17 protein-coding genes and 1 pseudogene are annotated in these 12,738 nt (G+C 32.2%); 2 read left to right on the forward strand and 16 right to left on the reverse strand.

Features of this window, described 5'->3' with window-relative positions:
• Nucleotides 1-27: 27 nt before the first annotated feature.
• The 10 genes from ACWJKS_RS09805 to ACWJKS_RS09850 form a co-directional block, all read right to left on the reverse strand.
• Nucleotides 28-216: a hypothetical protein gene (locus ACWJKS_RS09805; RefSeq protein WP_462959471.1), complete on the reverse strand. Its 189-nt coding sequence runs from the start codon at nt 214-216 to the stop codon at nt 28-30.
• Entirely contained in the window at nt 209-1,372 is a 1,164-nt protein-coding gene (locus ACWJKS_RS09810) for a DUF2800 domain-containing protein (protein ID WP_462959472.1), read from the reverse strand. Before ACWJKS_RS09810 ends, ACWJKS_RS09805 begins: the two co-directional genes overlap by 8 nt.
• Nucleotides 1,372-1,803 carry a hypothetical protein gene (locus tag ACWJKS_RS09815; protein ID WP_462959473.1) on the reverse strand — a complete coding sequence of 144 codons (432 nt, stop codon included), beginning with the start codon at nt 1,801-1,803 and terminating at the stop codon, nt 1,372-1,374. The genes ACWJKS_RS09810 and ACWJKS_RS09815 overlap by 1 nt, the downstream gene beginning before the upstream one ends.
• Before the next feature lie 2 nt (nt 1,804-1,805).
• Nucleotides 1,806-2,117 carry a hypothetical protein gene (locus tag ACWJKS_RS09820; RefSeq protein WP_462959474.1) on the reverse strand — a complete coding sequence of 104 codons (312 nt, stop codon included), beginning with the start codon at nt 2,115-2,117 and terminating at the stop codon, nt 1,806-1,808.
• Nucleotides 2,117-2,368: a hypothetical protein gene (locus ACWJKS_RS09825; RefSeq protein WP_462959475.1), complete on the reverse strand. Its 252-nt coding sequence runs from the start codon at nt 2,366-2,368 to the stop codon at nt 2,117-2,119. The genes ACWJKS_RS09820 and ACWJKS_RS09825 overlap by 1 nt, the downstream gene beginning before the upstream one ends.
• 14 nt (nt 2,369-2,382) lie before the next feature.
• Nucleotides 2,383-3,441, reverse strand: coding sequence for a DUF1351 domain-containing protein (locus ACWJKS_RS09830; protein WP_462959476.1), 1,059 nt, complete (start codon nt 3,439-3,441; stop codon nt 2,383-2,385).
• A complete protein-coding gene (locus ACWJKS_RS09835; RefSeq protein WP_462959477.1) occupies nt 3,442-3,576 on the reverse strand; it encodes a hypothetical protein in 135 nt (44 codons plus the stop codon).
• On the reverse strand, nt 3,577-3,891 hold the full coding sequence (locus ACWJKS_RS09840; RefSeq protein ID WP_462959478.1) for an aspartyl-phosphate phosphatase Spo0E family protein: 315 nt from the start codon (nt 3,889-3,891) through the stop codon (nt 3,577-3,579). It lies immediately after the preceding gene.
• Nucleotides 3,892-4,143: 252 nt separating this feature from the next.
• Nucleotides 4,144-4,287, reverse strand: a complete 144-nt coding sequence (locus ACWJKS_RS09845; RefSeq protein WP_462959479.1) for a hypothetical protein — start codon at nt 4,285-4,287, stop codon at nt 4,144-4,146.
• Between the two features lie 78 nt (nt 4,288-4,365).
• Nucleotides 4,366-4,605, reverse strand: coding sequence for a helix-turn-helix domain-containing protein (locus tag ACWJKS_RS09850; protein ID WP_462959480.1), 240 nt, complete (start codon nt 4,603-4,605; stop codon nt 4,366-4,368).
• A gap of 205 nt (nt 4,606-4,810) precedes the next feature.
• Here ACWJKS_RS09850 and ACWJKS_RS09855 point away from each other — a divergent pair, with 205 nt between their 5' ends.
• The gene (locus ACWJKS_RS09855) at nt 4,811-5,176 is read left to right on the forward strand and encodes a helix-turn-helix transcriptional regulator (RefSeq protein ID WP_462959481.1); all 366 of its coding nucleotides are present in this window, start codon (nt 4,811-4,813) and stop codon (nt 5,174-5,176) included.
• Nucleotides 5,177-5,188: 12 nt separating this feature from the next.
• A complete protein-coding gene (locus ACWJKS_RS09860; protein WP_462959482.1) occupies nt 5,189-6,679 on the forward strand; it encodes a recombinase family protein in 1,491 nt (496 codons plus the stop codon).
• Nucleotides 6,680-6,718: 39 nt separating this feature from the next.
• Here ACWJKS_RS09860 and ACWJKS_RS09865 read toward each other — a convergent pair.
• From ACWJKS_RS09865 to mltG, 6 genes and pseudogenes are all read right to left on the reverse strand, one after another.
• Nucleotides 6,719-7,117, reverse strand: a pseudogene (locus ACWJKS_RS09865) (sigma-70 family RNA polymerase sigma factor); the annotation flags it as partial.
• A gap of 150 nt (nt 7,118-7,267) precedes the next feature.
• A complete protein-coding gene (locus tag ACWJKS_RS09870; protein WP_165412734.1) occupies nt 7,268-9,025 on the reverse strand; it encodes a penicillin-binding transpeptidase domain-containing protein in 1,758 nt (585 codons plus the stop codon).
• A 62-nt stretch (nt 9,026-9,087) separates the two neighbouring features.
• A complete protein-coding gene (gene udk / locus ACWJKS_RS09875) occupies nt 9,088-9,723 on the reverse strand; it encodes a uridine kinase (RefSeq protein ID WP_165412735.1) in 636 nt (211 codons plus the stop codon).
• A complete protein-coding gene (locus tag ACWJKS_RS09880) occupies nt 9,723-10,955 on the reverse strand; it encodes a peptidase U32 family protein (protein ID WP_216302808.1) in 1,233 nt (410 codons plus the stop codon). The genes udk and ACWJKS_RS09880 overlap by 1 nt, the downstream gene beginning before the upstream one ends.
• Nucleotides 10,952-11,620, reverse strand: coding sequence for an O-methyltransferase (locus ACWJKS_RS09885; RefSeq protein ID WP_216302807.1), 669 nt, complete (start codon nt 11,618-11,620; stop codon nt 10,952-10,954). The genes ACWJKS_RS09880 and ACWJKS_RS09885 overlap by 4 nt, the downstream gene beginning before the upstream one ends.
• A 100-nt stretch (nt 11,621-11,720) precedes the next feature.
• Nucleotides 11,721-12,719, reverse strand: coding sequence for an endolytic transglycosylase MltG (gene mltG / locus ACWJKS_RS09890; protein ID WP_462959483.1), 999 nt, complete (start codon nt 12,717-12,719; stop codon nt 11,721-11,723).
• Nucleotides 12,720-12,738 lie beyond the last annotated feature (19 nt).

Below are 12,738 nucleotides of genomic sequence, written 5' to 3' on the forward strand. Positions count from 1 at the left end.
TAATCTCCTTCGTATTTAAATTATTTTTTAGTTAACTAATCTTTGTTTGATATCCCATCTAGCAGGTACATACTTCTTGAGTTCTACTTTATTTTCTAACAATATCTTTTTTATTGTTGTTGGGGCATCTCCTAACCGCATGTGGACTGCTGCAAGGGTTCCGTACTTTTCATAAAGATAAAGTACCTTATTAACGTCATATACCTTTTTACTCATTAGAAACCATCTCAAAATCTGCTGTAGCTTTATTAAAAACTTCTCTTTTGTCAGTTTCAATTACAAGAACTGGCTTACCTACTGGTTTTTCTATATAATCACCAACTAGTTCACCAAGCCTTTTCTTACCAATGATTTTCTCCATGTTAGTCAATCCCTGAAGGTCTTTAGGTTTGTATATTGCATCTTCATCATATGAATTTTCTAGCAGTATCTCAGCTACCTTAGCTACATCTGTATACTTTCTATTACTCCTACCCTCAACTAGTTTCCATCCCGTAAACTCCGTACCTGAGACTGCTTGTTCTAGTGCATATTCTTGAATATCCTTGGCCCACTTAGCTAACTCATCACATTTACCTATAATATCTGCAATTTCACTACTAAGTAATGTTGGACCATCACTAAATTCATACTTGGCCAGTTCCATGTTTTTCTCTTCCCTAGCTCTACATACTGCTTTTGCATTGCAGAAACCACAATGACCTCCGGCGCAAAATTCTCCCTCACCTTTAAATGCTAATGCTGCAGTTGGTTTTACAAATTCATTCGCCCATGAAATCAAATCCTCCACGGATATTTCATCTGTGCTTATAGAATCTAATCTAGGTTGGATAATAGTCATTTTTACTTTTTTTATATCATATAAGAAACTAAACTCTGCTATTGCCCCTAATGCATATAACCTCATTTGTTTATTATCTACTGCAGATACTGGAATGCCTTTGCCATACTTTAGGTCGCATACTTCCATAGTTCCATCAGCAATTACCACGAAATCTCCTGTCCCAAATCCTTCTGGGACCCATTCACTAAAATTCAATCTTGCTTCAATTTTGAGTAATGCATCTGGTGTTACTGCTTTAGCATCTGAGACTTTCTCCATGCAGGTTTCAACATACATTGCTACATAATCAGGCATGTCATTTGAGAAAAGTTCATGAGCTTCTATCTTCTTAAATTCAGAATTAAATTTTCTTTTACTAATTTCTTTAAGACTAAGTTTAAGGTTTAGTTCCCCAAGCTCATGGGCAAGTGTTCCCTCTGCAGCAAAGGCACTAGTTTTGTTTTCATAACTTTGTTCTAGTCTTGCACTAGGGGGACAAGCCATCCACCTGGATGCAGAACTTGCACTTAGTATTGCATGCAATCCCATTATAGTAATGCCTCCGCTTCCTTATATACCGCTGCATAATCCTCTTCTTTTAGATCTGGCACTTTGCTTGCTCCAAACTTAGCAACTAACTCCTTAACTTCTGTCTGCTTACCTGTCTTCATAATTGCGCCAAGTCTCTCTCGTATTAATTCCTTTGTGATTTTAGGTTCTTCCTTTGAAGCTTCATCTTTATTAATTTCAGCCTCTTTAGGTGGCACGACATCTTTAATTTCTTCCTTTGGTGCATCTGCTTTAGCCTCTACTACAGGTTTGTCCAACTTTTCGATAACTTCATTCTTAACTGTTTTCTTTGTCTCTACTACTGGAGCTATAATTTGACTAGACTCAACCACCATTTTTGTTTTATTACCAAATGCACCAATGAAGCTTACTAGTTCCTCTGTTGAATTAAATTCTGCTGTTATTTTCATAATTAATTTTCCCCCTTAATATTCTTTTTAGGTAAGTCTGGACCCATGTCATAGAGTTCAATTACCCCCTGTCCTCTACCCTTTTTGTTTTCATATTCAATCACAAGTCTTCCTCTCTGGTCATTCTTCACACACTCTGTTTCGACTCTAGGTGCCTTAGTTATAAAGACAATTTGAGTGTTTTCTCCAGAACCTTTCACTGTATATTGCTTTGTAATAACTGCGGTTTTATTTATACTGTCTATTACTCTTTTAGGTACATATATAAACTCACCATTTTCTATTGGCCAAGCTATTTTCTTTAATTTACCCATCAATCAAACCCTCCTAAAAACAATTTGCTTTCATAAGCTTCAACATCTACCTTTTGCACTATCACTTTAGTAGCATTTTTTATGTGCTGCTTATTACAGGAATACCTTGAGAAATAGCCTATTGAATATGATGTGTTAGTTGGTACTACAACAACATCACCTTTCTTTAAATCCTCTATATCAGTTTTATAAGAATATTCCATATGTTCCTGATAACCTTTGAACATAACAAGAGCTATCTTTTCATCCATCTATATCAACCTCCTTAGATCCACACATAACCATTGGTGTTTAAATATTCTTCAAGAGCATCTAATTGCGCCTCTGTTCCAGTAACCGTATAAGTTTCAGTAGCTGTTACTTCTGATATTTTTTGTTCTGCTACTATTTCTTTTTCAGGGGGACTTTGTATAATAACTTTTGCTTCTTCCGATTTTTGAATATCCAAAACTCGTTTAAATTCTTGTTTTAAATCTTCATCAATTTCATGTTTATGTTTACGCTTATCGACTTCGGCTAGTCTTATAACTTCCTCTGCTTCCATCTCTTCTTTAATTCTTGCTTCCTGAGCAACTTTCTCAGCCTCAATCTTGATTGCTCTTTCAGCCTTTCTTGTTTCTATCGCTAATTTTTCCGCTTCCGCTTCTTCAGCTGCTATCTTAGTTTGTTCAGCATTTTCATTAATCATTTTAATTAAGCTATTAACATCTTTACCATCACTCAACAACCCCAGATACAGATTATTTAGTAGGGTAACCCCATATTGTGAGTTGGCAAGCTCCACTTTACTTTTAATAAGTTCAATATTAGCTTTCTCCATATTTTGTTGAGATAGTAATACATCAGCTTGTTTGGTTAAATCTGCAGTAATATCTTTTATTTTGGTACCTTTATTCAACATCTGTTCAATAATTATTAGCTGTGTTGAGTATTTGCTTTCTAGTACCCTTTCAGAAGAAAGTGTATTTATTATTTTTAAGATTTCATTTTGCTTATCAGATCTTCTTTTAACTTTAAATGCATCTGCTTGGACACTTATTGGATTAATAACAGTATCGAATTTATCACTGAGTAACTTGCATTGATCCTCAAATTTTGTGATATCTTCAGTTAATAATTTTTTAGTTTTTATTCTAAAATCACTAAGTGACTTTTGACCTTTTTTAAGTTCGCTTAGAGTCTTCTTACACTCTTTTAATGTTTCCTCGGTAAATACTAAGCCATTATATTTTTTAAGTGTTACGTCCAGTTGTGCATCTATCTCGTCATAGTTAAAACTAACTACTGCAGGTGTGGTTTTTGATACTAATGCCAATTCTTTCATCTATATTTCCTCCTTTAAAACCGCAACAATAATTTTTATAGAATCATCAATACATTCATCTTCTGAATTAGGAGCATCTATCGACCTTAAATTTCGCAATACTTCTTCTAAAGTTTCTCTATATTTTTGCTCCAACTATACAACCCCACTTTCTTTCGCTATAATGGTGTTAATGAATTTTTTCTTTAGGTTGCTTTGCAGAGCAACCTTTTTCCTTTGTTCCTTTACTATCTCCTTATCTAGTTTTTGAGATAACTTAACTACTTCTGGAGCAGTCAAATTGAAGTTGTTTTTTATAATTAGATTATTTAGTTTTAGTTTTAACCCTTCTATTGTTCTTATTTCCTTTATAGCTTCTTTTGCGGAAAATCCTTTAGAGTGCAATCTAACAATTTTTCCTATATGTTCATTAATAATATTAGTATTGGTATTAGCAACGTTCCTTTCCATCTTTTTCATCCCGCCTTAAAATTTATTACCCTCTGCTGGGGAACTTGTGCGCCAGTGTGCGTAATTTAGTTGTCATATTTTCGAAATGTCTTACGTATTATATATTGAGAAGTGTTTGTTTTTTTTTGGCTTTAAATAAATTTTTAATAGGCTTCTTAGCCCATCCATTTTTCATTATATATTCAGCAAACCGTTCTTTGCTTCTTCTCATTGTTAAATGAAACAACCAATTTCTAATCTTTAGTGTGCTATTCATTGTGCTATTTTTTCTTTTTCTAACTGCCCACAACAATATTTATGTGCAATTTCAGTCAGTACATCATTTATTTCCCCAATCCTTTTTTGACGTTCTTCATCTGTTATATTGGGTTTTATTATTGTTATGGTCGGTGGCATATTAAACACCCCTATAATTGTTTACTTTTTATTTTTATGTTACGAGGAGTATGTTTATTCACTAAAAAATCAATCTCATCAAGAAGTTGTTGCTGTTTTTTTAATATCTCTGCATTCTTCATCTTTGCCCTCCTCATACATTGTTTTAATAATATTAATATCTATATCGTAAAATTGGGAAAGTCTTACTGCGTACTTCTCTGTTAAGCTAACCCTACCGGCTTCAATATCATTCAAATGTTTGCCGCTTATAACAACTTTGGCAACTACGAATTTTCGTTGAAACCCCTTGATATCTCGAAACTCTTTTAAATTCATTGTTGCGTTCACCTCCTATAACTATATTCTCACATATTGAAAGAAAAGTAAAATTGAATATTGTGTCATTTAAACAGAACAACACTCTGTCTCTTTAATTTAATACATTTTTCTACATTTCTCACATTATGAAAGAAAAATTTGTCACACGTATTCTCTTGAAATGTGAGAAAAAATAATATACTATAGTTATGAGGTGTTTAATATGAATAAGATATTTTCTGAGAAATTAAAAGAATATAGAACTGAATTAGGAGTTAAAAGAAATGAAAAAGTTGGTCAAGTGAAGCTTGCTCTTGAACTAGGCATAAGCAATGGCAGTATTGGGAATCTCGAAAGTGGTAAAAGAGTGCCTTCAAAGAAATTATTAGTGAAATTAGCCCAGCACAGTGGAAAGTCTTTAAGCTACTGGATGGATGGGGTTGAAGAATATGAAGCTCCAAACAGCGTGGACTTAGTTTTAGATAAAATGATTGAAAAAGGATTAATAAAAGATATCGAACTAAGTGAAGAGATATGGGATATATTAAAAAAAGCAATGATATTAGAAATTGAAAGGAAATTAAAATAAAAGGAGTTTAAAATGAAAATAGCACTTTATTTAAGAAAATCAAGAGCTGATGAAGAGATGGAACGCCAAGGTCAAGGTGAGACTCTGTCTAAACATAGAAAAGCTCTTTTAAAATTTGCAAAGGAACGTCAATTTAATATAATTGAAATAAAAGAAGAAATAGTCAGTGGAGAAAGTTTATTCCACAGACCTAAGATGCTAGAACTCTTGAAAGAAGTTGAATCCAAACTATACGAGGGCGTACTAGTAATGGATATGCAAAGATTAGGTCGTGGAGATATGCAGGACCAAGGGCTTATCTTAAAAACTTTTAAAGATAGTGGTACAAAAATTATTACTCCCCAAAAAACATATGATCTATCTGATGATTTTGATGAAGAGTACAGCGAGTTTGAAGCCTTTATGAGCAGAAAAGAATTGAAGATGATAAATAGACGTATGCAAGGCGGTAGAGTGCGCTCTGTTGAAGACGGAAATTACATAGGTACTAATCCTCCTATTGGGTATGATATAGACTTTATAGGCAGAGCTAGAACTTTAAAAGCTAATGCTCAAGCTGAAATAGTTAGGATGATATTTGATATGTATGTTGGCGGTAATGGTGCGGGTATGGTTGCAGAAAGTTTAAACAATCTAGGGTATAAAACAGCTAAGGGAAATGAATTTGAAAGATCGTCTATATGTTTTATAATAAAAAATCTTGTTTACATAGGTAAGCTAACTTGGAAGAAAAAAGAATTTAAAAAATCTATGATTGAGGGTAAAAAAAGAGATGTTAAAACTAGAGATAAAAAGGATTGGATAATAGTCGACGGTAAACACAAAGGAATAATTGAAGAATCTGTTTTTTATGCGGCACAGGAAATTATAAACGGTAAATACCACGTACCCTATAAGTTTATTAATGGTATGGCCAACCCTTTAGCCGGCATTGTTATTTGTGGAATATGTGGAAGTAAAATGGTGTTGAGAAAATATTGTGAAGGTAACCCGCATATTATGTGTAATAAAAAATGTGGCTGTACATCTGCTAGATTTGATTATGTTGAAAAAGCCATTTTAGACGGTTTAGAAGAATATTATAATGATTTTAAAATTACTATTGGAAACAAACAACAGAAGGATACAACAAAAGTTTATGTAAAACAAATCGGAGCACTGTCAACTGAATTGGAAATATTAAATAATCAAAAATTAAGGTTATTTGATTTACTCGAACAGGGCGTTTACGATAATAAAACTTTTCTCGAAAGATCTAATAATGTAGCAGAAAGAATAGATGATGATTTAAAACAAATAGAAAATCTTAAATCTATAATCAATAAAGAGAGAAGTTCCAAGGACATTACAAGGGAAATCAAATCAGTGCTAGATGGATACAATTCAGCGGATATAGAACTAAAAAACAAACTTTTAAAAAAAGTTTTATTAAAAGTTGAATATAAAAAGGTAAGGCCTCAAAAAAATGATAACTTTGCAATCAAGCTGTTTCCAAGGACTTAGATCTATTTTTATCCTTTATGTCTAACATGTAGGATACTATTCATTACCCTCTTTATCAATACCAATAGGGTCTTGCAGGTAAACCTCCCCTTTTGTTTTCTTATTATTGCGAATAAGCATAAGTATCTCGTTTTCTATGCACCTTGCAGCATAGGTGGCAAGCCTTGTTCCCTTACTTATATCAAAGGAATCAATGGCTTTAATAAGACCTACAGTTCCAATAGAAATCAGGTCATCTACATCCTTTCCTGGATAGGAATATTTTTTTACTATATGTGCAACTAGTCTTAGATTTCGTTCAACTAATACACCTTTAGCTAGTAACTCGCCGTCCTTTAACTTTTTTAAATAGGATTTCTCCTCTTCTTCACTTAATGGTTGAGGGAATGAACTACTTCCAGTTATATAAGCCGTCAAAAGTGTAACATTTCCAATCATATCTAATAAACAATTTATGAAAAACACAGATGTTCCTCCTAATAGAGCTTATAATATAATATGATTTATTTTACTAAAAGTGCCTGTACATGGAAATTTATTTTATTATTTTATAAATTTCTTTAGCTAATAACTTTCCTTCCGAAGTCCTTAATGCAGCCTCACAGGAGATGTTTTAATGGCGTTAACTACTTTTTTAAATATCGGAGCCGCTGTACCTCCACCTTCTTCATCTGCTACACCTTTTACATTACTCATCTCAATATTATTTACATAAACAACCATGGAATAATTTTTCCCGTTTAAATTGAAAAAGCCAACAAACCATCCATCGGAACACTTCTGACTTTCTTTTTTCCCATTTACTAATTTATTTACATAGTATGTAGTAGTGCCCGTTTTCCCACCTATATCCATGCCTTTAATTGAAGCCTGGGTTCCTGTGCCTTTGTTTACTACATCCATCATATGAAGTTTCACAGCTTCTGCAGTTTCTCTTTTTAATATGGTCGTATTTTTAGGGGTAATTTCCCCTAGAATTTTATTATCGTCATTTACGTATGCATCTATTATGCTTGGCTGAACATACACTCCATTATTTATAATAGTATTAGGAATACTCATGGCTTCTAGCGGCGTTATTCTAACATTCTGACCAATAGCTGTTTGACTTGTATCACCATCCGTAGGGTGTAATAAATCCGCCATGTCAAACTTACCACTGGCCTCTTGATGAATATTTAATACTTTATGTAACATCCCTTGTTTTTCTGCATAATCATATATATTTTTAAAACCTATTTTCCAACCTAGTTGAGCAAATATGTTATTAGAAGATTTGGCTAGCGCCTCTGCAACTGTAAATGTTTCTCCCTTAAAAGGCTCTTCTAGAAATATTTTAGGACTTACTGTATATTTTTTATAGTTATCTATTTTGTTCGTGTCTAAACCAGCTTCATCCACAATAACTTTAAAAATCGATCCCGGCAAAGCTCCATTAGTACTTGGATATCCTAAGTTCGCATTATAAGCGTTATCATCCTTTTGTACCATCGCCCTTATCTTTCCATTATTGCTCTCCATTACTACAACACCAATTTGACTATACTTTTTGTAGATTCCCTCATGAATAACAGCACAGGCTTTATCTTGGATTTCTTTATCTAAGGTAAGTCTTACATTAACATTGTTTTTAGGATTAATAATTTTGCCCGCAGCTATTTCGCCATTAACCCCTTTAGCAAATCTAATTTTTGTATAATCATTATTTTTAGTTTTATTGTATATTTCCATTTCCAAAGAATCAGTACCTTTGAATACATAATCACTAACGACTTTTTTAGATACAGGATCAACGTGTTCTTTATTGTATTTCGGGTCTATCAATACATTTTCAATTTTCCAATTCCTATCCTTGATCACTTCATTAGCTACATAGGTATAAAATCCTTTTACTTTTTTAATATCTTTAAGTTTATTATAAGTCACTTCATCAATTTTATATCTTATTTTCTCTCCATTACCATTACCTTTTATTTTTTCTAAATCATAGCCTTTATCATAGTTTCTTAAAGTAATAGTTAATGCTTGCATGTCATATTTGCTAGTATATTCATTAAATCTCAAATAATCGACAGGATCAATAATCGCATAGTAACTCACAGCATAATTCAAAAGATCTCGCCCATTACAGTCAGTTAAACTATATAGCGACCCATATTGTTCATCTATTGTATATTGTGAATTAAACATAGTTTTCAAGGGTTCAGATTTAAAATACATGTAATTCATGATTCTCCAAATTAAAAAACAAAATAATACCGTAAACACACCCATTACCGTCCAAGTTCTTTTTTTAATTTCACTTCTTTGATTTGAGTAACCAAAGATATTATTTCTACTACTCATAAAAAAACACCTCACCTAGGCTAATTCTCGCCTAGATTGAGATGTTTTATACTTCAAATATGTTATTTTTTCTTTTGCTGTTTCTGCAGTATTTGGCTTATATTAGCTGTAATTATATCTATAGCTACCTTATTATGTCCGCCTTCAGGTATAATAATGTCAGCGTGTCTTTTGGTAGGTTCAATAAATTGTTCGTGCATTGGTTTAACAACATTTAAATATTGATTTATAACAGAATCTGTTGTTCTACCTCTCTCGGTAATATCTCTTGTAAGTCTTCGTATAAACCTAACATCTGCATCTGTGTCTACATATATTTTAATATCCAGCATGTCACGAAGAACCTTTTCCTGGAGTACAAGAATCCCTTCAAATATAATAATTTCCTTTGGCTGCACGGAAACTGTTTCTTCTATTCTATTATGCATTTCAAAATTATATATAGGCTTTTCAATAACCTTTCCTTCTAAAAGAAGGTTTAGGTGTCTCACTAATAGTGAAGTATCAAAAGCATCCGGATGATCATAATTTGTTTTTATTCTTTCTTCAAAAGAAAGATTACTCTGATCCTTATAATAAGAATCTTGTGCAATCATTGTAATACATGTCTCATCAAAATGTTTATAAATTTCTCTCGCTATAGTGCTTTTTCCTGAACCCGTTCCTCCGGTTATCCCTATTAAAACCGGGCGATACATTATTCTTTCTCCTTAGATTTGATAAGTATATCATTCTCATGTAGTTTTTCTTTGACATTTACAGTGAATAACATCTGGGCACTTGGTGCAGCAGCTATGCTTTCGCCCTTAGAATTTCTCATATCATTAAGCACAATTAAAACATTATCTCCTACAGGCCTTAATACTTCAACAGTATCACCCTGGAATACTTTATTCCTTTGTTCCACTAATGCAATATTATTTTCCGAATGGTATTCGCGTACAATTCCAACTATATCGTAATCTCTAATATATGAAGAGGATTCATGTATCTGTTTATTGGGATCTCCAAAGTAGAACCCAGTATAATATTGTCTGTGACTCGGTTTCAAGAGGTTATCCATCCATTTTTTTTGAAATTTATAATTTACTGAATCCTTCATATATGTATCCAAAGCTTCTCTATAGGATTTACATACAGAAGCAACATAATATGAGCTTTTCATTCTTCCTTCTATTTTAAATGACGTTATCCCTGATTCTACAAGTTCCGGTATATGTTCTATCATGCATAAGTCCTTTGAATTCATTATGTAAGTGCCTTTATCATCTTCTATTATAGGAAAGTACTCACCATCTCTTTTTTCTTCCGTTAAGAAATATTTATATCTACATGGCTGGGCGCATTGTCCACGATTTGCATCTCTTCCCGTCATATAATTTGACATAAGACATCTTCCCGAATAGGCCATACACATAGATCCATGGACAAAAGCTTCAAGTTCACAACTATCCGGCAACTTTGCTCTAATTTCTTTAATTTCACCTAGAGACAATTCTCTTGCAAGAACAATTCTTTTGACCCCTTGCTTATGCCAAAAAATAGCTGATTTGTAGTTTACATTGTTAGATTGGGTACTCAAATGAATTTCTAAATTTGGTACAACTTCTCTAGCCGTCATAATAATTCCTGGGTCAGAAACAATAATAGCATCTGCACCTAGTTCATATATTTCTTTTAGATAACCTTCTAGGCCTTCTAAATCGTCATTATGAGGAAATACATTTAATGTAACATATACTCTTTTACCTTTGGAATGTGCAAAGTCTATACCTTCTTTTAATTGAACATTGCTAAAATTATCCGCAAAAGCTCTTAAATTCAATTTACTTCCGCCTAAATAAACTGCGTCTGCTCCAAAATTTATAGCTGCTTTTAATTTCTCCAAATTACCTGCCGGTGCTAATATTTCTGGTTTCATTAGTTTCATGCCTCCTTACTTCCCCCTGCAAACTTTCTTACTGTAACTGAGATACCATCACCCATTGGTATTACAGAAGTTACAAGGTTATCATTATTAGATACTAGTTCTAAATAGCTTTTCATACGTTTTATTATAGTGATTTTTCTACGTGTTGCGAGTTCTTTCGATGCAACCATTCCTCGAAAAAGTACATTATCAGCAATAAGAACTCCCTCTCTTTTTAAGAGTCTCAAGCAGTGAGGAAGAAAATGATTATAGTGACCTTTACCTGCATCCATAAAAATCATATCATATTCATCTTGGAGACTTTCTAAAATCTCTAAACAATCTCCTTTTAGAACAGTAATTTTATTCTGCATTCCGTATTTTATTATATTCGCATTTGCAATTTCTATCATTTTTTCATCTCTTTCAATAGTCGTAATTTCACTTAACCCACCGGAAGTTAAATTCATTAAAATAGAAGAATATCCTATAGCCGTGCCCAGCTCTAAAATTTTTTTAGGTCTATTTATAGTTATCATTAATTCCAAAAATTTAGCAGTTTCTTTTTGAACTATAGGGACTCTATTCTCGAGAGCAAATTTCTCTAGCTCATCTAAAATACCAACATTACTTGGAATGAGATCTCTTAAATATTGTTCCATATAATCATATGTTATCCCACTCATTTAATTTCCTCCAAAATTCATTAATGCACATAAAAACAAATAACAAGTCAACGATATAATTATACTGACTTGTTATTTATTCTCATGTGACTAACACTAACTAAAATCCTTGTGTTACATCTTTGACCTTTAAAAATTCATTATAGTCATCTGTAAAAAAATGCTTTCCATCATTACTTAAAACAAAGTATAAATAATTTGTTTTAGTAGGAGATAAGGCTGCTTTAATAGATTCTTTTCCTGGGTTACATATTGGACCTACAGGAAGTCCTGTCACCTTGTAGGTATTATAAGGTGACTTAACCTCTAAATCTTTATTGTATAATTTTTCCTTATGTTTACCTAAAGAATATAAAACAGTTGCACAAGATTGTAACTTCATGTCTTTTTTTAGCCTATTATAAAAAACTGATGCCACTTTAGCTTTTTCATTTTTATCACTAGTTTCTCTTTCAACAATTGATGCCATTATTATTATATCATCTAATTTCTTCATCTCTATAGGCGTTTCTATATTTATTTCATTTATAGTACTATAAAACTTATCCACCATTAATTTTATTATTGCATTTCCACTCATACCGGCTTTAAGATCATATGTAGATGGAAAAAGAAAACCTTCCAAATTAAATTTTCGGTTTTCTTTTTCCGTAATATAAGTAGGCAGCTTGTAAGTTTTACAGCTATCAATAAATTTTTCTTTGTTTATTATGCCTTTTTCTTGTAGCATATTTGCAATACTATTTATATCAAATCCCTCAGGTATTGTTACTTTAATAATGTCTTTTTCATTTCCTACAGTTGATAAAATTTTTATAAACTCCACAACTGTAACATCCTTTGGTATCAAGAACTTTCCTGTATGAACATTAGATTTTATTTTGTTTGATTTGATATAAAATTTTATAATACTTGCATTTTTTATAGCACCAATTTGGTTTAAATCATCTAGTACACTATACAAAGCGTCTCCATTTTTCACATTAACATAGATATCTTTATTAGTTTTAATAGGATGCTGTATTATCTTTTTATACTGAAAATTACCAGCTAATACGCAAACTATTGAAACCATAATTAATAGCACTATCTTTTTCATTAAACCACCCCATAATTTA

The organism is Clostridium sp. CM038 (assembly GCF_055081105.1).